This is a genomic window from Kribbella sp. NPDC051587, assembly GCF_044453945.1.
Taxonomy (GTDB): Bacteria; Actinomycetota; Actinomycetes; order Propionibacteriales; family Kribbellaceae; genus Kribbella.
Genome location: NZ_JBITDE010000005.1, coordinates 139,216 through 162,979, shown reverse-complemented (window position 1 = coordinate 162,979; position 23,764 = coordinate 139,216). Strand labels below are relative to the sequence as shown.

The 23,764-nt window shown below is 68.4% G+C and carries 15 protein-coding genes; 12 read left to right on the top strand and 3 right to left on the bottom strand.

From position 1 onward, the window contains the following. Nucleotides 1-31: 31 nt before the first annotated feature. A complete protein-coding gene (locus ACIA49_RS20060) occupies nt 32-3,682 on the bottom strand; it encodes an NPCBM/NEW2 domain-containing protein (RefSeq protein ID WP_396378699.1) in 3,651 nt (1,216 codons plus the stop codon). A gap of 148 nt (nt 3,683-3,830) precedes the next feature. Between ACIA49_RS20060 and ACIA49_RS20055 the strand changes: the two genes are divergently transcribed. The 5 genes from ACIA49_RS20055 to ACIA49_RS20035 all read left to right on the top strand — a co-directional run bounded on the left by ACIA49_RS20055 (nt 3,831) and on the right by ACIA49_RS20035 (nt 12,138). Further along, nucleotides 3,831-5,204 carry an alpha/beta hydrolase family protein gene (locus ACIA49_RS20055; protein WP_396379033.1) on the top strand — a complete coding sequence of 458 codons (1,374 nt, stop codon included), beginning with the start codon at nt 3,831-3,833 and terminating at the stop codon, nt 5,202-5,204. Between the two features lie 75 nt (nt 5,205-5,279). Next, complete coding sequence (locus ACIA49_RS20050; protein WP_396378698.1) at nt 5,280-5,795, top strand: hypothetical protein; 516 nt, start codon at nt 5,280-5,282, stop codon at nt 5,793-5,795. Between the two features lie 314 nt (nt 5,796-6,109). After that, the gene (gene topA / locus ACIA49_RS20045; RefSeq protein ID WP_396378697.1) at nt 6,110-8,875 is read left to right on the top strand and encodes a type I DNA topoisomerase; all 2,766 of its coding nucleotides are present in this window, start codon (nt 6,110-6,112) and stop codon (nt 8,873-8,875) included. A gap of 10 nt (nt 8,876-8,885) precedes the next feature. After that, entirely contained in the window at nt 8,886-9,317 is a 432-nt protein-coding gene (locus ACIA49_RS20040; protein ID WP_396378696.1) for a Fur family transcriptional regulator, read from the top strand. 67 nt (nt 9,318-9,384) lie between these two features. Beyond that, nucleotides 9,385-12,138, top strand: coding sequence for a glycoside hydrolase family 2 TIM barrel-domain containing protein (locus ACIA49_RS20035; RefSeq protein ID WP_396378695.1), 2,754 nt, complete (start codon nt 9,385-9,387; stop codon nt 12,136-12,138). A gap of 652 nt (nt 12,139-12,790) precedes the next feature. On the opposite strand, the gene ACIA49_RS20030 is transcribed toward ACIA49_RS20035, so the two are convergent. Continuing rightward, nucleotides 12,791-14,209 (bottom strand): PLP-dependent aminotransferase family protein, encoded by a 1,419-nt coding sequence (locus ACIA49_RS20030; RefSeq protein ID WP_396378694.1) that lies wholly within the window; start codon nt 14,207-14,209, stop codon nt 12,791-12,793. Nucleotides 14,210-14,273: 64 nt separating this feature from the next. Here ACIA49_RS20030 and ACIA49_RS20025 point away from each other — a divergent pair, with 64 nt between their 5' ends. The 7 genes from ACIA49_RS20025 (at nt 14,274) to ACIA49_RS19995 (ending at nt 23,086) form a co-directional block, all read left to right on the top strand. Beyond that, entirely contained in the window at nt 14,274-15,383 is a 1,110-nt protein-coding gene (locus tag ACIA49_RS20025; RefSeq protein ID WP_396378693.1) for a pyridoxal phosphate-dependent aminotransferase, read from the top strand. A gap of 10 nt (nt 15,384-15,393) precedes the next feature. Next, nucleotides 15,394-17,382, top strand: coding sequence for a dTMP kinase (gene tmk / locus ACIA49_RS20020; protein WP_396378692.1), 1,989 nt, complete (start codon nt 15,394-15,396; stop codon nt 17,380-17,382). Further along, nucleotides 17,379-18,548: a DNA polymerase III subunit delta' gene (locus ACIA49_RS20015; protein WP_396378691.1), complete on the top strand. Its 1,170-nt coding sequence runs from the start codon at nt 17,379-17,381 to the stop codon at nt 18,546-18,548. The genes tmk and ACIA49_RS20015 overlap by 4 nt, the downstream gene beginning before the upstream one ends. 115 nt (nt 18,549-18,663) lie before the next feature. After that, complete coding sequence (locus tag ACIA49_RS20010) at nt 18,664-19,332, top strand: DUF4190 domain-containing protein (protein ID WP_396378690.1); 669 nt, start codon at nt 18,664-18,666, stop codon at nt 19,330-19,332. Nucleotides 19,333-19,365: 33 nt separating this feature from the next. Beyond that, nucleotides 19,366-20,526, top strand: a complete 1,161-nt coding sequence (locus ACIA49_RS20005) for a DUF4190 domain-containing protein (protein WP_396378689.1) — start codon at nt 19,366-19,368, stop codon at nt 20,524-20,526. A gap of 38 nt (nt 20,527-20,564) precedes the next feature. After that, nucleotides 20,565-21,548, top strand: coding sequence for a stage 0 sporulation family protein (locus ACIA49_RS20000; RefSeq protein WP_396379032.1), 984 nt, complete (start codon nt 20,565-20,567; stop codon nt 21,546-21,548). Then, nucleotides 21,545-23,086 carry an alpha/beta hydrolase gene (locus tag ACIA49_RS19995; protein WP_396378688.1) on the top strand — a complete coding sequence of 514 codons (1,542 nt, stop codon included), beginning with the start codon at nt 21,545-21,547 and terminating at the stop codon, nt 23,084-23,086. Before ACIA49_RS20000 ends, ACIA49_RS19995 begins: the two co-directional genes overlap by 4 nt. On the opposite strand, the gene ACIA49_RS19990 is transcribed toward ACIA49_RS19995, so the two are convergent. After that, the gene (locus ACIA49_RS19990; RefSeq protein WP_396378687.1) at nt 23,083-23,703 is read right to left on the bottom strand and encodes a hypothetical protein; all 621 of its coding nucleotides are present in this window, start codon (nt 23,701-23,703) and stop codon (nt 23,083-23,085) included. The two genes, ACIA49_RS19995 and ACIA49_RS19990, sit on opposite strands and share 4 nt — an antisense overlap. Nucleotides 23,704-23,764: the final 61 nt, after the last annotated feature.

Genomic DNA, 23,764 nt, shown 5'->3' with positions numbered 1-23,764 from the left:
GCCGCCCCGGCTCCCTCCCCACCCACGTGGACTACGGGTTGCAGCTCACCTTTGCGTCGGCCCAGTCGGCATGGTCGCTGGTGTTGCCGTCGCCGGCGTCGGTCACCTGGAGGGTGAGGGTTTGGGCACCGGTCACGTCGACCGAGACCGATGCGGTGGGGGAGGTACCGGTGAGGAGGTCGGAGGTGTACTTGGCCGTCCCGTCGGTCAGGACCTTGAAGGAGACCTTGCCGCGGTCCTCCATCTCGTCGTCGACACCTACCTTGGCGGTGAAGGTCTTGCAGTTGGCACCCAGACGGACGCTGACGACGGAGGGTGCGTGCGTGCCCAGGCCCTTCGTGTACGTCGTTCCGTCGAGCGTCAGGGCAGCGCCGTCACCCGGAGCGTCCTCGCCGTTGCTGTGGTCGCGTTCGACCGGTCCCCAACCGTTGGTGGAGTCGAGGAACTCGAGGTCGCTGACCCACTGATCCCCCTTCGGGGCCGGCGGCAACGGCTTGTTCGCGATGGTGGCGGCGAAGAACCCAAGACCACCGCCGGGCAGCTTGATGGCTTGGACGGTTTTACCGGGATCCAGCGGTACGGCGGTGTAGAAGACCCGGTAGTCCGTGGTGGTGTTGGCCAAGCCGGTGGGGGTGTACCGGCCCTTCACCGAGACTGCCAGTTTGGCGCCACCGGTGGTCGCGTCCTGGCAGCACCAGTTGGGGAGCTGGAAGGTTCCTTGCGACTGTGTGCCGTCGGTGTAGAGGATCGTCACCGCGCCACGAGCGTTCAGGCTGGCCCCTGCGCCCAACAGGGCAAGGTGGGAACCGGTGCCGGAGACCAGGATCGGTGCCGACTGGTTCTTTGCCAGGTTCGGTGTACCAGGTGCTCCGGACGGCCAGGTGAACTGCGCGTCCTGGACCGTGACGGTTGCCCCAGGCTTGTAACCGGCCGCAGCCAGCGCCTCACCGTTGAAGCTGTTGCCCGAGCCGTCGAAGCTGCCGGCAGCGTACGTCGTTGCGTCCGTGATCCCGACTGTGTTCGCAGCCTGGGACAGCGAGCCGTACGGCAGCTGTGCAGTAGCAACAGCGGTCTGGGCGTATCGCTTGCCCTGAGCAACATAACTGGCGGCCAGCGACAGTGTGAAGCTCGCCGGCTTGACGTCGGCCCCCGGCGTGACCTGCAGCTTTGTGGTCACTGTCTGACCGGCACGCACCGAGGCGAAGGTCTTCTGACCAGCGGAGGTCCATCCAGCAGGCAGCTGCAGGTCCAGACCAACGTTGCGCACAGTCGCGCCCGTGTCGTTGCGGAAGCTCGCGGTGACCTCGGTGGCCTGACCAGGAGCGTTCCACAGCGCGGGGCTCTCCAAGGACGGAGTGCCGAAGGTGTTGGCAACGTCCGGTCCACCGACCGACGACGTACCGAGCAGGCGGACCGTGGCGGTGCGCGACGTCGGAACGGAGGCGGTCTGCACAGTGACCACACCATCCTTGTACGTCGACTTGACCGGCCGGCCGTCGATCAACACAGCGTGCGGAGCAGACCCGGTGTGCACGGTCAGCTCGTACGGACGTGAGCTCGGCTTACCGGCGTACGAGCCGTTGAGCGCGCCGATGCGGACGGTGATGTCCCCACGGCCGTCCTTCGGAGCATCCACAGCCAGCGTCTGCTGGGCGGACTTCTGCACACGAGACAGACGGTCGTCCTCGTACAGGTTGAAGGACGACTTGCCCTGCGGGTAGATGTCCACAGTGAGGCGGTCCCCGAAGGCCTGCTCGGCCGCCGAGTTGATCCCGGGCTTCCACATCGGTACGACGGCGCCCGCCTTCACGAACAGCGGCAGCGTGTCGAGCCCGGCGTGGTACCCGTTCACCGTGGTCGGACCCTGGTAGACGCGACCGGTCCAGTAGTCGACCCAACGTCCAGCAGGCAGGTAGATGCCGTTCTTGACCTCGTCCGCACCCCACATCGGTGCGACCAGGAACTTGTTACCAGCAAGGAACTCGTACTTCGTGGTGTCGTCCCACGTCTTCGGGTCGTTCGGGTACTCCAGCACCAGCGACCGGTTCAGTGGTGCGCCGGTCCGGTGTGCCTCAGCGGCGTACGTGTAGAAGTACGGCAGCAGACGCTCGCGCAGCTTCAGGTACTTGCGGTTGATGTCCGTGTACGGCGCTCCGTACGCCCACGGCTGCTTGTTGGCCGGCGTCGACCAGCCCGACATCGTCATGAAGGCCGGGTTGAACACCTTCCACTGCAGATCCCGCACGTACGACGTCGCCGAGCCACCGAAGATGCCGTCGACATCACCAGCGCTGTAGGCGATCCCCGAGTTACCAGAGCCGGTGATCGCTGGGATCTGCCACTTGATCGCGTCCAGTGAACCACTGTGGTCACCGGTCCACTGCACTGCACACCGCTGCGCCCCGGCCCAGCCCTCAACCATCCAGGCGAACCCACGCGCGTTGCTGTACTGCTCGATACCGTCATGTGCGGTGTCACAGGCGCTCAGCGCGTACCGGTAGCCCGGACCGACCCAGGCGACGTCCAGCTTGCGCACGCGCACCCCCGCGTCACCAACCTCAGCCGGCTGCCGGTCCAGGGACGACTGCGTCCACAGACCCATCTGGATGTTCCGCTTGCGCAGTTCGTCACCGGTCTGCTTGAGCGCCGGGATCTCGCGCTTGCCCCAGTAGGTGCCGTCGACCTGCTCGAAGTCGGTGTTGTCGGAGTAGCCGCAGCCGTAGTCGTCGTTGACGAGCATCCAGCCGCCGGGCATGTCCTCGTCGCGGAACTTCTGCGCGACCTTGACCGCGTCCAGAGTGGTGACCTTGTCCGGGTTCACCTTCCAGTCGTTGCTCGGGTCCGGGTCCTTCGCGTAGTGACCGCGGTTGTAGCAGTCGGAGTCGCCGTACTCGAGTCCGTAGACCGGCGGCATGAACGGCCGGCCGGTCAGCTCGGTGTAGCGGTCCAGCGAGGTCTTGAGGTCGCCGATGAAGTAGTAGGCGTCGAAACGCTTCTCGTCGTGCGTGGTGGTGACCGGGCTGGCGAAGCTGTAGCTGCCCGGGTCGAACGTGTTGCGGAGGACGCCGTACCCGGCGGTGCTCATGTAGTACGGCGACGCGTTCGGGTTGCCGCCGTCCTCCCAGTTGAAGTCCTTGGAGATCTCGATGGTCTCGTCGCGGTGCGAGAAGCGGCCGTTCTGCATGCCGCCGCCGAAGAACTGCTCGTTCGCACCCCGGGCCAGCGACTGCGTCGTGGACGTGTCGGTCCACGACAGCGGTGCGGCCTCGGCGAAGACCAGCCGGTTGTCGCGGTAGACGCTGAACTTCAGCGGCTTCTTCTGGGCCCGGACCTCGACCTTGCCGCTGGTCAGCGAGTAGTACCCGCCGCGGTCCCGCCAGGACGTCTTCGGGCTGCCGTAGTCGGTCTTGGTGACGATCGTCGACGACGGGTCGCCCGGCTTCTCCGGCGGCGTACCGGCGGGGTCGGTGAAGGTACCGTCCGGCGCCAGCCACAGCCGGAACACGTCGTCCTTCAGGAACACGACCCGCACCTTCGCCTGACCGGCACTGAGCGTGTACGTCGCCTTGTCGGCGGCGAACCCGGTGACGTCACCGAGGGTGGTCCCGGCGGCGTGCGCCGGGGCGCTGGTGCTCACTAGCGCACCCGCCAGGAGGGCAACCGCGGCTACTGAACGTTTCATGCGAACAAAGATGCTCACGTAGGCCTCACTTCACGCATCTATGAACAAGATGCGCTCATTGAAGCTCACCGTGTCCGTCTTGTCACGAGGTCGGCCGTCACGAAGTTGAGACGAGGTCTCCATCACAGGGTGAAAACAGGCGGTGACGATGAGTCGCATGGTGAACTCCGGTCACAGCAGTCACATCCGTCACAGCGTCGGACGGCGTGGTCTGCTCGCCGGCGGTCTCGCGGCCGGCCTGGGCCTCGCGCTCCCGGCGACCGCGCACGCGCGCCCACTCGATCCGGACGTGCGCCCGCCCGCCCCAAGCCTGGGTGGGGCCGGCGTCCGGGCCAAGGGGGATCCCGACTTCCACCCGGTGAAGTTCCGCCTGCCGGAGCCGACCGGACGCAAGTCGCTCGGCACGACCTCGATCCACCTGATCGACGACAAGCGGCCGGACCCGACCATGCCGAGCGGCAAGCGCGAGCTGATGATCAGCCTCTGGTACCCGTCGACGCTGATGGACGACGCGCCGCTGGCGATGTACATGCCGAAGCGGACCGCGAAGGAGGTCGACGACAACTGGACCGGCGAGTACGGCCTCGCGTTGCCGACCGGGACCTTCGACTTCGCCAACACCGTGACCAACAGCCGCGAGAACGCACCGATGCAGAAGCTGAAGCATCCGGTCCTGCTGTTCTCGCCCGGCTACCAGTACAGCCGGTTCGTGAACACGGCACTCGCCGAGGACCTCGCCAGCCGCGGCTACGTCGTGGTCGCGATGGATCACACCCACGAGACCCCGACCGAATTCCCCGGCGGCCGGTTCCTGCCCGGCGTACCGGCCACGCAGCTGCCCGATCCGCTCTTCACCCGCCAGTACGTCGAGACGCGCGTCGCCGACACGCGGTTCGTCCTGGACCAGCTCACGCAGCTCGCGGCCGGGCGCAACCCAGGTGCCGAAGGCAACGACCTGCCGTCCGGTCTGTCTTTCGGGCTGGACCTGCGCCGGGTCGGCATGTTCGGGGTCGGCCTCGGTGGGTACGCGACCGCCGACGCGCTGCGCGCGGACAAGCGGATCTCCACCGGCCTCAACCTGGACGGCACCCTCCAGGACGACCGGCGCAACGGTCCGCCGGCCGAGGTCGCCCTGAAGGGGGTCGACCGGCCGCTGCTGCTGTTCGGCTCGGACGAGACCCAGTTCACCGACCCGAAGAAGGACTCCTTCGACCTGTCCTGGGCGACGTTCTGGAAGGTGCAGAAGGGCGGCAAGCTCAACCTGAACCTGCTCGGTGCCAAGCAGAAGGCGTTCACCGACTACCAGTTCGTCTTCGACCAGGTCTTCCGCGACATCTACGGCGACGATCCGATCATCACCTCGGTGATGACGGCGCTGGTCGGCAAGGTCGACCCGGCGAAGAGCGTGCGGGCGCAGCGCGAGTACATCGCGGCCTACTTCGACACCACCCTGCGGCGGCGTCCGAACCCGTTGCTGAGCCAGGACTCGCCCGAGTTCCCGGAAGTGCACATTCGGTGGTGAAACGTACGACCCTGATCCGCTGACGCCGCATCGCCGGTTGACTGGTGCACATGATCAGTCGACGCTTGTTTATAGGTGCTGTTGGCGCCATCACGAGCGCCGTACGCCGGTAGTGCCGTCGCGCCCGCGTTGGCGACCGAGACGGCCGGCTACCTGCGGTTGAGCGGCGACACCATCGATCTCGCCGGCGGTCCGACGCATGCGCGCCGGAACGCACCAGCCGCGCGCACCGGGCCGACACTGCTCTATTCACCGGGGTCGGGCGCGTCCCGCATCATCGGGACGAACCAGGCCGAGGAGCTGGCCGGCCGCGGCTATCTGGTCGTCACGATCGACCACACCGGCGAGGCGCCGGTCGAGTTCCCCGGTGGGCGGGTGGTGCTGCCGTGTATACCCTGGGAGGACCCGGTCGCCGTACGGACGGCGACAGACACGCGGGTCGCCGACGTCCGATTCGTACTGGATCGGTTGCGGGTGACTTGGGCCGGGATGTTCGGGTACTCGATGGGTGGTGCGGCCGCCGCGTCGGCGATCCGAGCTGGGAAGCGTTCTGGGCGGCCCAGCGTTCCTGGAAGCGTGAGGACCTGCTGACCGATGGCGGGCACGGTCGCTGGGTGACTATCAGTTCACACTCCCGGCGCCGGCCGGGCGGAACGGCGTACCCTCGGAGCTCTTGCGGCCGGGGCTCGGGACGGTGCGGCCGGTGGCTCGGGTGCGACGCGCGGTAAGCGGGGTTTTCGGATACTTTCTGAAACCCTGAGAGGGGTGTCCGGCGGCGGACCGGTTACGGTGCGTGGACAGTGCCAGTGTCAGAGCTGGAAGAAATTACGTTGTTGTCGGCCGTACTCTGTCCTCGGACGGACCGGTTCGGCACGGGGGAACACGACGGGTGCGAGAGGAGCACGGTGGCAGGGGCAACAGGGACGAAAGCCGCGGCGGCGGGGTCGTCGGCGGCGGGTAGTCGACGTCTGGTGATCGTCGAGTCGCCGAAGAAGGCGCGGATGATCGCGGGCTTCCTGGGCGCCGGATACGTGGTGGAGTCGAGTTTCGGCCACATCCGGGACCTGCCGAAGGGTGCGGACGAGATCCCGGCGAAGTACAAGGGACTGCCCTGGGCCCGGCTCGGCGTCAACATCGAGGACCACTTCGACCCGCTGTACGTCGTACCGGCCGACAAGAAGGCCCAGATCCGCAAGCTGAAGGATCTGCTCAAGGACGCCGACGAACTCTTCCTCGCCACCGATGAGGACCGCGAGGGCGAGGCCATCGCGTGGCACCTGCTCGACGAGCTGAAGCCGAAGGTCCCGGTCAAGCGGATGGTCTTCCACGAGATCACCCCGAAGGCGATCCAGGACGCGGTCGGCGCGGCCCGGGACATCAACGAGTCGCTGGTCGACGCCCAGGAAGCCCGCCGCATCCTGGACCGGCTGTACGGCTACGAGGTCTCGCCGGTGCTGTGGAAGAAGGTCATGCCGAAGCTGTCGGCCGGCCGGGTGCAGTCGGTCGCGATCCGGATGGTGGTCGACCGCGAGCGGGAGCGGATCGCGTTCCGCTCCGCGTCGTACTGGGACCTGGACGCCAAGCTCGACGCCGGCGAGGGCAAGACGCCGCGGATCTTCCCGTCCCGCCTGGTCTCGGTGGACAGCAAGCGGGTCGCGCAGGGCCGGGACTTCGCCTCGACGGGTGAGCTGAAGAGCGGCAACACGGTCCACCTGGACGAGTCGACCGCCACCGCGCTCGCCGCGGCGCTGCAGGACTCCACGTTCACGGTCCGTTCGATCGACTCCAAGCCGTACACCCGCAAGCCGTACGCACCGTTCCGGACCACGACGCTGCAGCAGGAGGCCGGGCGCAAGCTCAACATGTCCGCCTCGCAGACGATGCAGATCGCCCAGCGTCTCTACGAGAACGGCAACATCACCTATATGCGTACCGACAGCGTCACGCTGTCGGACACCGCGATCACCGCGGCCCGGGCCCAGGTCCGGGAGCTGTACGGCGCGTCGTACCTGCCGGACAAGCCGCGGACCTACACCTCCAAGGTGAAGAACGCGCAGGAGGCCCACGAGGCGATCCGGCCGGCCGGCGAGCACTTCCAGACGCCGGCGCAGACCGGGCTGAGTGGTCCGGAGTACCGGCTGTACGAGCTGATCTGGATGCGCACGATCGCGTCCCAGATGAAGGACGCGGCCGGTAACAGCGTCTCGATCAAGATCGACGCCAAGGCCTCGACCGGGGAGAACTGCGAGTTCACCTCGTCCGGCCGGGTGATCACCTTCCACGGGTTCCTGAAGGCGTACGTCGAGGGTGCGGACGACCCGTCCGCCGAGACCGACGACCGCGAGACGCAGATCCCGGACGTCTCCGAGGGCGACCGGCTGCCGGCCACCGAGGTGCTGGCCTCCGGCCACGAGACGAAGCCGCCGGCCCGCTTCACCGAGGCGACGCTGATCGCCCAGCTGGAAGAGCGCGAGATCGGCCGGCCGTCGACGTACGCGTCGATCCTGGGCACGATCCAGGCCCGGGGCTACGTGTACAAGAAGGGCACGGCGCTGGTGCCGGCCTGGCTGGCCTTCGCGGTGGTGCGGCTGCTCGAGCAGCACTTCACCCGGCTGGTCGACTACGCCTTCACCGCGTCGATGGAGGACATCCTCGATGAGGTTGCCTCAGGCAATCTTCAGCGCGAGGGCGTGCTCGGCCGGTTCTACTTCGGCGACGACGACACCGAGGGTCTGCAGTCGATGGTCACCGACCTCGGCGACATCGACGCTCGCGAGATGTCGACGTTCCAGGTCGGCGGTCCGGACAGTGGTGTGGTCGTTCGCGTCGGTCGCTACGGGCCGTACGTCGAGGACAAGGACGAGCGGCGCGCCAACGTTCCTGAGGATCTGCCGCCGGACGAGCTGACCGTCGAGAAGGCCCTGGAGCTGCTGGAGCAGCCGTCCGGGGTCGAGATCGAGCTCGGCGACGCGCCGGACACGGGGCTGAAGGTGGTCGCGAAGGCGGGCCGGTTCGGTCCGTACGTGACCGAGGTTCTTCCCGAGGATGCGCCGAAGGGTGCCAAGCCGCGGACCGGTTCGCTGCTGAAGTCGATGCAGCTGGACAGCATCGGGCTCGACGACGCGATGAAGCTGCTGTCGCTGCCGCGCGTGGTCGGCAAGGACCCGGAGAGCGGCGACGAGATCACCGCGCAGAACGGGCGCTACGGGCCGTACCTGAAGAAGGGCACCGACTCGCGGTCGCTCACCTCCGAGGATCAGATGTTCGACATCACCCTCGAGGAAGCGCTGAAGATCTACTCCGAGCCGAAGCAGCGCGGCCGGCGAGCCGCCGCACCGCCGCTGAAGGAGCTCGGCGCGGACCCGGCCTCGGGTCAGCCGGTCGTGGTGAAGGAGGGCCGCTTCGGTCCGTACGTCACCGACGGGGAGACCAACGCGACGCTCCGCAAGGACGACGACGTCGAGACGATCTCGCTGCTGCGCGCGGCCGAACTGCTGGCCGACAAACGGGCCCGTGGACCGGTGAAGAAGACGGCCAAGAAGGCGCCTGCGAAGAAGACGGCCGCCAAGAAGACTGCTACGAAGAAGACAGCGGCCAAGAAGACCACAGCTGCGAAGAAGACCGCCGCCAAGAAGACGACGGCCAAGAAGACGGCAGCGAAGAAGTCCTGAGGGGGCGCTCATGACGAGTGCGGTCGAAGTCTCCGCGCAGCGGTTGCGGGATCGGGGTGAGCGGGTGACCCCGGCCCGGCTCGCGGTGGTCGAGGTGCTCGCCGGGACCGAGGAGCACCTGAGCGCCGAACAGATCGGTGAGCGGGCCGAGTCGCTGCGGCCCGGGATCCACCGGGCCACGGTCTACCGGGCGCTCGACGCGCTCGGTGAGTTCGGGCTCGTCACGCACGTCCACCTCGGCCGGGCCGGTACGACGTACCACCTGGCCGGTGACCTCGCCCCGCGGCACCTGCACCTGCGCTGCTCCGAGTGCGGGACCGTGTACGACGCTCCGGGCGACATCCTGGAGTCGGCCCGCAAGAAGGTGCTCCGCGAGCTCGGCTTCCACCTGGCGCCCGAGCAGGTCGCCCTCGTCGGCGTCTGCAAGGAGTGCCGGGCCTGATACGCCCTGTCCATATTTGTTGACGAGTGTGGATTTGTGCGCAGGTGTGGGCTTAGGCTCATGACCTGTGACCTATGTCGAGGACTTTGCCCCCGGTCAGAATGTGTTGCCGGCCCGCGCGTGGCTGGATGACGACACCGCGCGCGTCCCGCTCAGCGGCGACTGGAGCTTCCGGCTGTCGCCGAGTGTGGCGCAGGCGCCGGACGACCTGAAGGACCCGGACACGTCCGGCTGGGACACCCTCGCGGTACCCGGTCACTGGCAGCTCAGCGGGTACGGCGCTCCGGCGTACACGAACGTCGTCTACCCGTTCCCGCTCGAACCGCCGTACGTGCCGACGGACAACCCGACCGGTGACTACGTGCGGACCGTGGCCGTCCCCTCGGACTTCGCCGGTTCGCGGATCGTGCTGCGGTTCGAGGGCGTGGACTCGCGGTTCGCGGTGTGGGCGAACGGCTCGTTCGTCGGCTGGTCCTCCGGGTCGCGGTTGCCGAGTGAGTTCGACCTGACCTCGCTGGTGACACCGGGCTCCGAGGCACAGATCGCCGTACGGGTGCATCAGTGGTCGGCGGGTTCGTACCTCGAGGATCAGGACATGTGGTGGCTGTCCGGGATCTTCCGGGAGGTCAACCTGCTGGCGCTGCGACCGGGTGCGGCCTCTGACGTCTTCGTGCACTCCTCGTACGCCGATGGGGTCGGGACCCTGCGCGTCGACGCCGACGTCGCCGGAACTGTCGTCGTACCGGAGCTGGGTCTTTCGGTTCCGACTGGGGCTGAGGTGACTGCTCCGGTGGAGCCGTGGAGTGCGGAGAGCCCGCGCCTGTACGACGGGGTGCTGCGGACCGACGGTGGTGAGGTCCGGTTGCGGATCGGGTTCCGGACGATCGCGATCGTGGACGGTGTGTTCACGGTGAACGGGAACCGGGTGCTGTTCAACGGGGTCAACCGGCACGAGTTCCACCCGGACCGCGGTCGGACGCTGACCGAGCAGGACATGCTGGACGACGTACTGATCATGAAGCGGGCGGGGATGAACTCGGTCCGCACCAGCCACTACCCGCCGCACCCGCACTTCCTGTCGCTGTGCGACGAGTACGGGCTGTACGTGGTGGACGAGTGCGACCTCGAGACGCACGGGTTCGGGTACGAGCCGCAGCCGCCGAACCTGCCGAACCCGGTGATGGACCCGCGCTGGCGCGACGACCTCGTCACCCGGATGCAGCGGATGATCGCCCGCGACAAGAACCACCCGTCGATCGTGATCTGGTCGCTCGGCAACGAGTGCGGGATGGGCGAGAACCTCAAGGCCATGTACGACGCCGCGAAGGCGATCGACCCGTCGCGGCCGGTGCACTACGAACGTGACACCGAGGCGGAGTTCGTCGACATCTACTCGCGGATGTACACCGACCCGGCCGGGTGTGCGGAGATCGGCGCGGACACCTCGTCGTACCGGAACCTGCCGTTCATCCTGTGTGAGTACGGGCACGCGATGGGGAACGGGCCGGGTGGGCTGCTCGACTACCGCGAGGTGTTCGAGAAGTACCCGCGGTGCCAGGGCGGGTTCATCTGGGAGTTCATCGACCACGGGCTGCGGACGACGATCGACGGGCGCGAGGTCTACGCGTACGGCGGCGACTTCGGCGAGACGATCCACGACGGCAACTTCGTCTGCGACGGACTGTTGTTCCCGGACCGGACGCCGTCGCCCGGCATGCTCGAGTTCGCCAAGGTGATCGAGCCGCTACGAATCGTTGCTGATGGCAAGGGTGGCGTCACAGTCACCAACCACTACGAGGTGCTCGACACCTCACACCTGACCTTCCGGATGGTGGTCGAGGTGGAAGGCGAGCGCACCGGCTCCGGCACCCTCACCGTCCCGCCGATCGCGCCGGGCGAGACGGTCACCCTCGACCTGCCCCCGATCGACGCCTCGCAACCCGAGACCTGGTTGACGATCTCGGCCGAGCTCACCTCGGACGCTCCCTGGGCGGGCGCCGGTCACCGCGTCGCCTGGGGCCAGGTCCGCCTCGACTCTCCGATTGCCGCGGTTGCTGCTACTGGATCACCTGCTGAGGTTGTTGCCGGCGTGCACGGCATCCGCTTCGGCGCGGTGACCAACGCTCAGCTCGAGGTCTGGCGCGCGCCGATCGACAACGACGTACAGCCTGGTGTTGTTGATGCCTGGCGCGAGGAGGGGCTGCACCGGGTGCAGCACCGCGTCGTGTCTGCTGGTGAGCGCGATGGTGCCTGGGAGGTTGTCACCCGTACGGCGCCGCCTGCGCTGCAATGGGGTTTGCGGAGCACCTGGCGATTCGTCGCCGTCGACGGTGGTGTGCAGCTTGAGCTTCACGTCGTACCGGAGGGGCAGTTCCCGAAGGTGCTGCCGCGGTTGGCGATCACCTTCGAGGTACCGAAGGTCGAGCGCGTCGAGTGGTTCGGCACCGGCCCGAACGAGGCGTACGTCGACACCCGCGAAGCGGCGGCGGTCGGCCGGTACACGTCCACGGTCGCCGACCTCCAGACGCCGTACGTGCGTCCGCAGGAGAACGGTCACCGCATCGACACCCGCTGGGCACAACTGGACGGCCTCCGAATTGATGCCGTAGGCAACCTCTTCGGTCTCACCGTCCGCGACTGGACCACCCACGACCTCGAGTCGGCCACCCACAACGCCGACCTCAAACCCCGCGACACCACCTACGTCACCCTCGACCTCGCCCAAACCGGCGTAGGCACCGCCGCCTGCGGCCCAGCCCTCCCCGACCGCGACAAACTCCACACCGCCCCAGCCGCCCTAACCCTCCACTTCACCCAATAACCCTCAACGGGCGCCCTCCCCACGGCGTCCGCCCACCCCCACCTCGCCCCCGCAACCCTCCACCCGAGGTGGCAACCCTCCGCCCGAGGTGGCAACCCTCCACTCGAGGTGGCAACCGTCCACTCGAGGTGGCAACCGTCCACCCGAGGTGGCAACCGTCCACCCGAGGTGGCAACCGTCCACCTGAGGTGGCAACCGTCCACCTGAGGTGGCAACCGTCCACCTGAGGTGGCAACCCTCCAGCTGAGGGGATGACCATCGAGCTGGAGGGTTGCCCCCTGAGATTTTCGATGGGCAACCCTCCAGGTCAGGGGGTATCCCCCGAGTTGGAGGGTTCGCCCGGCGGGCTGCGCAGTGTGTACCGACGAACGGGTGGTCGTGGGTGTGGAGGGTTTCGCGCCCACCCCGCGCACGCGTGCGGTTCCTCGCACCGGTCCACCACTACCCGTCCGCCGGTACGCCGCCTGCCGCGCACCCGCCTGCAACCGCCATCTGGTGGGTTCACCCATCAGTGCGCGCTCGTCTGCAACGGTCATTTGGTGGGTTCACCCATCAGATGGGGGGTTCTGGACCCTCATGCGGGTGGGGAACCCACAAGCTCGTGGGTTCACCCATCAAATGGGTTGGGGTCGAGGGGGTTCGTGCGGATGGGTCAGATGGCTATTACGGGGCGGGTGGGGGTGGTGTGGGTGGGCGCTTGGTAGGCGTGCCAGGCGGTGGTTAGGCGGGTTATGGACTCGGTGAGGGTTGGGGCGGGGGTGTGGAAGTGGAGGCGGATGTGGTGGTTGCTGTTGCCGGTGATGTCGAGGCCGGCGCCGGGGAGGACGGCGATGCCGTGGCGGAGGGCGGTTTGGGCGAAGGAGTTGCCGTCGCCGGTGGGGAGGCGGATCCAGAGGACCTGGCCGCCGGTGATGGTGGGGTAGGTCCAGGTGGGGAGGTGTTGAGCGAGTAGGGCGGTTAGGTGGGCGTGGCGGGTGGCCAGGGTGGCGCCTACGTTCAAACCGTCCAGCAGTGGGACCAGGTGGGTGGCGGCTAGTTGGGCGGGGACGTTGCCGCCTAGGTCGTGGACGGCGCGGAGGCGGGCCAGGCGGGTGATGAAGGGGGCCGCGGCGCGGATCCAGCCGATGCGGAGGCCGCCCCAGATGCTCTTGCTGAGTGAGCCGATCGAGATGACTGACGGCCCGTACGCCGCCATCGGGGTCGGCCGGTCCTGGCCGGGGAAGCCTAGGTCCGCCGGGACCTCGTCCTCGATCAGAGGTACGTCGGCCGCGGCGGCGGCGCGTGCGAGGCGTTGGCGGTCGAGTCGGGGCAGCACTGAGCCAGTCGGGTTGTGGTACGTCGGAATCACGTAGGCCAACGCAGGACGCCGCTCCCGGACTGCCGCCTCGAACCCGTCCAGCCCCACCGGCAGTCCACGCAGTACGGCGCCCTGCTCCCGGAACACCTCCAGAGCACCAGGGAACGTCGGTGCCTCTGACAGCACCTGATCACCAGGCGACACCAGGGCGTGCGCGAGCAACGACAGTGCCTGCTGACCGCCGTTGGTGATGATCACCTGGTCAGCCACGGTCGGTACGCCGTACTGGGTGTAGCGCGCGGCGATCGCCGTACGGAGGCACAGGTGTCCGTAGGGGTAGTAGCCGATGTCGCCGCTGATCGCGGTGAGCTCAGGGATGATCCGCGCGTACGCCTCAGCCAGCTCCGGTGGTGGTTCACCAGGTGCCGCACAGATGGCTAGCAGTACGCCGTCGTCGCGGGTCTCGAGTGAGCCCAGGAAGATCGGGTCAGCCGGCAGGTCGTCAAAGGCGACCGGCGTACCGGTGACCCGCGTTCCACTGCCCTGGCGGCGCGTGATGCGGCCCTCCGAACGCAGCAGGTCGTAGGCGGCGACCACTGTGGTGCGGCCGACTGCCAGCGCTTCGGCCAGCGTGCGGTCGGGCGGGAGGAGCGCTCCGGCGGGTAGTTCGCCGTCGTCGATGAGCTGACGCATCCGGGAGGCGAGCAGCACATACAGAGGGCCTCGGCCGGAGGACCACCGGCCGAGTCGGTCGCACAGTTCGATTGGTCTCATCGGCGAACCAATTGTGCCGGATTGGCTCTGGGACGGCCAGCCCCCAGCCCAGACGATGAAAGGCATGGCGAACTTCGTGCGCAACCCCATCCAGACCCTGTCCGACACCCACCCGCAGTACGACCTCGGTGAGAGCTACGGCCCGGAACTGCGCCTCGCCGACCTGCTGACGCCGGAGCTCGGCGAGCTGGAGCTCGGCTATGGCACCTCCCAAGGCGATCCGAGGCTGCGAGCCGCCATCGCCAAAGCTCACCAGGTAGAGCCCGACCAGGTGGTCGTCACGATCGGTGGGCAGCACGCCCTCTTCCTGCTGGCGTTCCTGATCGCCGACCACGGACAGGTCGTCACCACTGCGCCGCTGTTCCCGATTGCTCGCAACGCGTGTGAGGCGGTCGGTGCGGAGGTCAGAGTGGTCCCCCTGAGCTTCGACACGGGCTACCAACTCCAGGCCGCCGATGTCATTGCCCAGCTGACCCCTGACACCAACCTGGTCAGTCTGGCTAGTCCCCAGAACCCCTCCGGCGTCGCCGTACCGCTAAGTGTCTTCCGTGAGGTCTACGACGCCATGGCCACCATCTGCCCGGCGGCGTACCTGCTGGTCGACGACACCTACCGCATTGCCTCGTACGGCGACGATGCGATCGCCGAGTCGGCGCTAGCCCTGGGCGACAAGGTGGTGACCGTGGCATCGCTCTCGAAGTGCCATGGCGCGGCAGGCCTGAGAGTGGGCTGGGCGATCAGTACCGACAAGGACCTCGTCGACCGACTGGTGACCGCGAAGTTCAGCACGGTCGTCACCGGTTCGCCGCTCACTGAGGCGCTGGCCGTTCGCGTCTTCGAGCTGCAGGACGAGATCCTCGCCGTACGGCGTCCCTGGCTGGCCGAGGCGGTGGCGACGACCGAGGAGTGGGTGCAGGCGAACGCCGACCTGATCGAGTGGATCCGCCCCGACGCCGGTGCCCTGTGCTGTGTTCGGCTCCGCCCGCAGCTCGACCTCACCAGCTTTCGGGCGGCCACTGATGAGTTGGGGGTGCGGCTCTCCGAGGGGGAGTGGTTCACCGACGAGGCCCGGGTGTTCCGGCTCGGTTTCGGGTTCCCGCCGCCGGTCGAGCTGAAGGCGGGCCTCGACGCCCTGACCACCGCACTGCACAAGGCTGTCCGTCGAGCCGACTAGTCTTGGCGGCGTGCCGGAGGTATATGACCCGCTGACCGACCCTGCACCGGCGCACGATGTGCGCGCGGTGCTGCGGATCCGGGCGTTCCGGCGGCTGTGGATCGCGTTCGGGCTGTCCAGCCTCGGCGACTGGATCGGGCTGCTGGCGCTGACCGCGATGGCGAAGTCGTTCGCCGGTGACGACTACCAGGCGGCGAACTTCGCCATCGGTGGCGTGCTGTTCCTCCGGGTGCTGCCCGCACTCGTGATGGGACCAGTAGCCGGCTGGGTCGCGGACCGGCTCGACCGGCGCGCGACGATGATCCTCGGTGACTTCATCCGGGCGGCGTTCTTCGTCAGCATCCCGATCGTCGGCACCCTGACCTGGGTGCTGGTGGCCACGGTGCTGATCGAGATCGTCAGCCTGATCTGGGGTCCGGCCAAGGACGCCAGCGTCCCGAACCTGGTCCCCCGGCACCGCCTCGAGGCGGCCAACCAGCTCAGCCTGATCACGACGTACGGGACGGCCCTTCCGGCCGCGGCGATCTTCACGGCGATCACGCTGGTCAGCCGCTGGGCGGGTGACTTCGCGATCGACCTCGCGGTCTACGTGAACGCCGCGACCTTCGCCGTCTCCGGTTTCGCCATCATCTCCATCCGCGAGATCGGTCGCGCGGTCCACGACCACGAGGAACACCCGACGCTGTGGCGGACCATGGTCGAGGGCTGGTCCTACGTCACCGGTACGCCGGTCATCCGCGGGCTCGTGGTCGGGATCTCCGGCGCCTTCGCGGCCGGCGCGGTGGTGATCGGCCTCGGCCGCACGTATGTCGAGGACCTCAAAGCCGGCGACCCTGGGTACGGCGTTCTGTTCGGCGCCGTCTTCGGTGGTCTCGCGCTCGGGATGGGGTTCGCGCCGCGGATCTTCTCCGGGCTGTCCCGGCGGCGGTTGTTCGCGGCCGGTCTGGTCGGTTCGGGGATCTGCCTGGCCGGCCTCGCGCTGATCCAGCAGATCGAGATCGCCACGATGATCGCGATCCTGCTCGGCTTCAACGCCGGCGCGTCCTGGGTCTCCGGCTACACGTTGCTCGGTCTCGAGGTACCGGATGCGGTGCGCGGCCGGACGTTCGCGTTCGTGCAGTCCGCGGTGCGCACGGTGCTCGCGGTCACGTTGGCGATCGCGCCGTTCGTGGCGGGTGCGATCGGGCGGCACACGTACTCGGTCTCCGGTCATTCGGTGACCTACAACGGCGCGTCGATGACGATGCTGATCGCTGCGATCGTGGCCGGAGTGATCGGGGTCCTCGCGTGGCGGCAGATGGACGACCGCCCCGGCGTGCCGTTCTGGCGCGACCTGCGGCGCAGCTTCGGCAAGACACCGGGCATCTACCCGACGACCGGGCTGTTCATCGCGCTGGAGGGCGGTGAGGGCGCGGGCAAGTCGACGCAGTCCGCGCTGCTCGTGGAGTGGCTGAAGGAGCAGGGCCAGCAGGTGCTGCTGACCCGCGAACCCGGCGCGACCGACCTTGGTCAGGAGCTGCGGCGAATCATCCTCGACCCCGCGACCGGCGACATCTCGCATCGTGCCGAAGCGTTGATCTACGCGGCGGACAAGGCCGAGCACGTCGACTCGGTGATCAAGCCGGCGCTCAAGTCGGGCACGGTCGTGATCACCGACCGGTACGTCGATTCCGCGCTCGCCTACCAGGGTTCGGGGCGCGACCTCGACGTGGCGGACGTCGAGCGGGTGAACCGCTGGGCGACCGATGACCTCCGGCCGAACCTGACCGTCATCCTCGATCTGCCGCCGAAGAACGGGCTCGGCCGGTTCACCGAGCGGGACCGGATCGAGGCTCAGTCGGCCGACTTCCACGAACGCGTACGGAACGCGTTCCTCGAGCTGGCCGCCGCAGAACCCCAGCACTACCTGGTGATTGACGCCACCCAGGACCGCGAGGAGATCGCGAAGCAGATCCGCGGCCGCCTCCAAACCCTGCTCCCGAAGGTGACCACGGTATGACGGTTTGGGACGACCTGGTGGGTCAGGAGCCGGCGGTCGCCGTACTGCAGAAGGCTGTGAGCGGGGCCTCGGCGGTGGTGCGGGGTGAGTCGGGCGCTGCTGTGGTCGGGATGACGCATGCGTGGCTGATCACTGGGCCGCCTGGGTCGGGGCGGTCGAATGCGGGGCGCGCGTTCGCGGCGGCGCTGCAGTGTCATCAGGACGGCTGTGGTGAGTGCAAGGACTGCCAGACGGTGCTCACCGGAGCGCATCCGGATGTGTCGCTGATTCGTACCGAGCTGCTGTCGATCCGGGTCAGTGAGATCCGCGAGCTGGTTCGCCGGGCTGCGATGAGCCCGACGCAGGGCCGGTGGCAGGTGATGGTGATCGAGGACGCCGACCGGCTGACCGAGCAGGCGGCCGATGCGCTGCTGAAGAGCATCGAGGAGCCTGCGCCGCGGACGGTGTGGGTATTGTGCGCGCCGACGGTCGAGGACGTCGTACCGACGATTCGGTCGCGCTGCCGGTTGCTTGTACTGCGGACTCCGCCGGTGAACGCGGTCGCGCAGATGCTGGTGGCCAAGCTTGGGATCGACGCGGACCTGGCCGGGTTCGCGGCGCGGGCCGCGCAGGGGCACATCGGGCGGGCCCGGGCGTTGGCGCGGGACGAGGAGGTTCGGGCGCGGCGGTCGAAGGTGCTCGAGGTGCCGTTCGCGCTGCGCGATCTTGGGGCGTGCCTGAAGGCTGCGCAGCAGCTGGTCGAGGCGGCCAAGGAAGAGGCCAAGGCGAGCGCGGAGAAGGTCGACGAGAAGGAGCGGGCCGCGCTGGAGCAGGCGCTCGGCGTCGGCACCAAGGGCGCCAAGCCGCGCGAGGCCAACGCCGCGCTGAAGGAGCTCGAGGACCAGCAGAAGGCACGCGCCAAGCGCTGGGAACGCGACGTACTCGACCGGTCACTGGTTGATCTGATGGCGCTCTACCGCGACGTGCTGGTGCTGCAGACCAAGGCCGGCACCGAGCTGATCAACGCCGAGCTGACCCGGCAGATCGAGGCGCTGGGCGCGCGGACGACGCCGGAGTCGACGGTCCGGCGGCTGGGCGCGATCACCGCCTGCCGGGAGGCGATCGAGACGAACGTGGCGCCGCTGCTCGCGCTCGAGGCGATGACGATCGGGTTGTTCGAGGGTTAAGACAGCGGTCCGGTGACCGGACAGCCGGTGTAACACCGGCGGCGGTCGGCGCGATGTCCGTGTGTCCGAGCAAAGCAGATGCTCGGCCGAATCGCCCGAACGGACCCCGACCCCCATGAGCCAGCCGCCCACCCCGATGCAGCCTGCGCGGCCGTCGCTGCCGTCGGCCGAGTCGTGGCTGACCGGTGTCCCGACGCCGGCCCAGCAGCGGCAGGATCGGTATGCCGTGGCGGCGCTGGTGACGAGCCTGCCCGGGCTGGTCCCGGTCGCCGTGGTGCTGGCCGGTATCGCATTGCGGCGGATCAAGCGCACCGGCGGGCGCGGGAAGCGATTCGCGTACGGCGCTCTGGTCGTCTGCCTGGGTTGGGGGATCATCACCGGGGTCGCGGTCGCGTTCGGGTTGTACGGGCAGTTGCGGGACGGGATCGGGCGGACGGTGCCGATCGCGCAGGTCGAGGTCGGGCGCTGTTTCGACGCGGACCTGGAGGCGGACACGCTGCGGATGGCGCGGATCGCGAACTGCCGGACCGGGCACAGCGGTGAGGCCTACGCGAAGGTGCGGGCGGATCTGACCGGCCGGTCCGCCGAGGAGACCCAGACGATCGCGACCAAGGAGTGCACGACCGCGTTCGGGACGTTCATCGGGAAGCCGTACGAGCAGTCGGACCTGGACATGTACTACGTCGTCCTGGAAGATCGTGCTGTTGCTGACGGCAACGTGTTGTGCCTGGTCGGGATGCCCGGGACCCGGTTGAGCGGTAGCATGCGCGGAGCGCAGCGGTAGCTCGATGCGCGGGGGAATCATCTGGGGGAAGTCGTGAGTCAACCACCGTACGGTCCGGAGCAGGACCGGCCACAGGACACGCCAAGGTCCTTCCCGACCTACGCACGCCCTGACGACGCGCCCGAGGACGCCACCCAGCCCCTCCCCGCGTCGGAGCCGACCCAGCACATTCCCACGCAGCCATTACCCACTCAGTCGGGGTGGGTGGCGCCGGGGTCCACGTCGGGGCAGTCGCCATACGGCCAGCCGAGCGGCCAGACGCCGTACGGGCAGACGCCGGCGCAGCCGGCCTACGGTCAGCCCGCACAGCAGCGGCCCGTCGATACGCCGTACGGGCAGCAACCCGCGCAGACGCCGTACGGGCAGCAGCCCACGCAGACGCCGTACGGGCAGCAGCCCACGCAGTCGCCGTACGGGCAGCCGCCGGTGCAGCTGGGGTACGGGCAGGGTGGCGGACAGCCGCCGCACGGGCCGGGGGCGTTGCCCTACGGGCAGCCGGGGTATCCGGCGGCCTACGGGTACGGGTATCCGGGCCAGGGCGGTACCAAGACGAACTCGTTGGCGATCGCGTCGCTGGCCTGTGGGCTCGGCGGACTCGCGACCGGGATCTCGGCGCCGTTCGGGGTCGGGCTCGGGATCGCGGCGCTGGTGCAGCTCAAGCGGCGCCCGCAGGAGGAGGGCAAGGGACTGGCGATCGCCGGGATCGTCTCCGGTGGTCTGCTCACCCTCGGCTACGCGGCGTTGATCATCCTCTTCATCGTGGTCGGGGTGTGGGCCGAGAACAACAACGGCTCCAGCGCGCCGTACCCGTCGTCGAGCCCGACGTCCTCGTCCTACGGGACGTACGTCGACGACCTGGCGGTCGGTGAGTGTTTCAACGGCGACGAGAGCGACGACGAGGTGGATCGGATCGACTGCGCGGACGCGCACGACGGCGAGATCGTCTCCAACGTCACCCTTCCCGACGGTCCCTGGCCGGGTGATCGGGCGATCGACCGGACCGGCAAGGACCGCTGCGCCGCGGAGTTCGGCAAGTACGTCGGTAAGTCCGCCGACACCTCCGAGCTGGGCTTCGGCTGGTGGACGCCGGACCAGGAGCTGTGGGAGGACGACAACGACCGCCTGGTCGTCTGCGCCGCCTACGCGCCCGACGACGAGCGGTTGATCGGCTCGGTGAAAGGCACCAAACGCTGATGGTCTGACGCCGCGGCAAGTACTCTGACGGCGTGGGCATGGTGATGGCGGTGTCGTTCGAGCGCTACGGGCGGCTGTATTACCTGGATCCCGGCCCGCATCGACCGCGGGTCGGGGACAAGGTGCTGGTCCCGACCGACGACGGTCCCGAGGTCGCCGAGTGTGTCTGGGCGCCGCAGTTCGTCACCGAGGAGATCGGTGGGCTGCCGCTGTGTGACGGCATCGCCGGTACGGCGGACCTGGATCGCGATGAGCAGAACCGGCAGCGCCGGGCCGACGCGCGAGTGATCGCCAAGAAGCTGATCCGGCAGCACGACCTGCCGATGAAGGTGGTCGGGATCGATTTCGTCGATCGCCGCCCCGATGTCGACCAGCTGGTGATCGTGTACTTCTCCGCACCGCATCGGGTGGATTTCCGCGAGCTCGTGCGGGATCTGGCCCGCGGGCTGCGGGCCCGGATCGAGCTGCGCCAGGTTGGCGCGCGGGACGAGGCCCGGCTGCAGGGCGGGATCGGGCCGTGCGGACGGGACCTGTGCTGCGCGACGTTCCTGAAGGACTTCGAGCCGGTCAGCGTGCGGATGGCGAAGGACCAGGACCTGCCGCTGAACCCGCTGAAGATCTCCGGCGCCTGTGGGCGGCTGATGTGCTGCCTCAAGTACGAGCACCCGCTCTACCAGGAGTACAACGCCAAGGCACCGGCCGTCGGGACCTCGGTGGAGACCCCCGCGGGTGATGGAGTGGTGGTCGGGCACAACGTGCCGAGCGACACCGTCGTGGTCCGGCTGGCGGCTTCCGGTCGGCGCTGCGCCTGCAGCCGCGCGGATGTGTGCTCACCGCGCCAGCAGTACGAAGCCTCCAGTACGACGACTCCGGACGCCGTACCGGTTGAGCTTCCGACACCCGCTGTCCGGGAACCGGAAGCTGAGCCGGAGCCAGTAGCGGAGACAGCCGAGGAACGGCGAGCACGCAAGCCCAGACGCCGGCGCCGCCTGAACCACGAAGAGGGAGACCCCGAGCAGTGAGATTCCGCAAGACGACCGTAGTCGTGGCCGCTCTCGCGGTACTGCTCAGTGGATGTGGCGTGGCAAGCCGGGCACAGGATGCCGATGGCGGCCCTGGCGGGTCGAGCACCGGCGGCAGTACGCCGAAGGGTCCGGCTGGGCCGATTCCGGTGGGGCTGGAGCAGTTCTACAACCAGCAGCCGACCTGGGAGCGCTGTGGCAGCAACCAGCAGTGCGCCACGATCAAGGTGCCGCTGGACTACAGCAAGCCGGCCGGCAAGACGATCGAGCTGCGCGCCCGCAAGGTGCTCGCCCGCGACCGCGTCGGCCGGATCGGCACGTTGTTCATCAACCCGGGTGGACCCGGTGGGTCGGGTGTCGAGTTCGCCGCGTCGGCCGGGTTCGTGCTCGGATCCTCGCTGCTGCGCAAGTTCGACGTGATCGGCTGGGACCCGCGTGGGGTCGGCCAGTCGACGCCGGTGAAGTGCCTGGACACCGAGCAGCTGGACAAGTTCATCGCGGCCGACGGCAGCCCGGACGACGAAGCCGAGATCACCGAGCTGAACAACGAGGCCAAGACTCTGGCCGACGGATGCGAGCAGCGTTCCGGTGAGCTGCTGCCGCATGTGGGGACCAAGGACGCGGCCCGCGATATCGACGTACTGCGTGGCATCGTCGGCGACGCCCAGCTGAACTACCTGGGCATGTCGTACGGCACCTTCCTCGGTGCGACGTACGCCGAGTTGTTCCCGAAGAACGTCGGCCGCGTCGTACTCGACGGTGCGGTCGACCCGGCGAAGTCGTCGGAGGAGAACAACATCGCGCAGGCGAAGGGCTTCGACACCGCGCTGGACGCGTTCGCCGAGGATTGTGCGCAGCGGCAGTGCCGGCTGGGCAGCAGCAAGGACGAGGTCCTGGCCAAGGTCGACAAGCTGATCAACGACAGCGACGCGACTCCGCTGCCGGGTGACGGCGACCGCAAGGTCACGCAGGCGATCGTCGTACTGGGCGTCATCTACCCGCTCTACTCGCAGGAGTTGTGGCCGCGGCTCGAGGATGCGGTGGTCGACGGTCTCGACGGCAAGGGCGCCCGCCTGCTGGCGCTCGCCGATCAGTACACCGAGCGCGACAGCTCCGGCTACGCGAACAACCAGAACGAGGTCATCTACGCGGTGAACTGCGTGGATCGCCCGGACATCACCTCGGTCGCGCAGGCCAAGAGCGAAGAGGCGAAGTACAAGGCGGCCTCACCGCGGTTCGGTTCGTTCCTGCTCTGGGGCTCACTCGCCTGCGCGAACTGGCCGGTCAAGCCGGAGGACAAGCCGCACGCGATCAAGGCCCCCGGCGCGAAGCCGATCGTCGTGGTCGGTACGACGCGCGACCCGGCCACGCCGTACGACTGGGCCGTCGGGCTCGCGGGGGAGCTGGAGAGCGGCGTGCTGATCACGCGGGACGGTGACGGCCACACCGGCTACAAGGCGGGCAACCCCTGCGTCGACGGCGCCGTGGAGACCTACCTGCTGCAGGGCCTGGCACCCACCGCCGACATCAAGTGTTAGTTGGGCCGGCTGCCCGCGTCCGGTAGGTGGAGTGACCGGGTGGCGCGCTCCAGGACGTCGCGCAGGGCGGCCTCGTCCTGCGGGCGGCCGCCGACGGTGATCTCGATGGCGGAGCTGTCGCCGTTGTCGGTGGAGATCCAGCGGGACAGGCCCATCCGCGGCCCGCGGGCCTTGTCGACGTACGTGTAGACGAGCGTGCCGTTGTCGCGGCTCAGCACGTTGAGCTGCTCTTCCTTGATGCTGCGCTCACGGTCGCTCACCTGGCGCTCCGGGGACTTGCTGCTGCCCCGGGTGTCGAACCGGATCTGCCAGACGCCGGTCGGATCCAGGAACCGCGGCCGCTCGCCGTCCTGGTGGGCCTTCCAGGTCACGGGAACCTCGGCGCTGACCGGCGACCGATCGGTGCCGAAGGTCTGCGCCGCGTACTGCAGGCTGTCGGCCTGCAGACCGTCGCCGCGGGGAGTCGGGGTGGGTGAGGTCTGACTGGTCACGACATCGGTGGACCGTTGGTCGTCGTCACCGTTGCCGTTGATGGCCAGCACGGTGCCGAAGACTGCGACACCGACGGTCATCCCCGCCAGCGTCATCAGCAGCGCCTGGTGCCTGGGCGTGAGCATCCCGACCTCGCTTCCACTTGCTCCAGTCGTTCCTCCCGGCTGATTATCGACCACGAAGGGG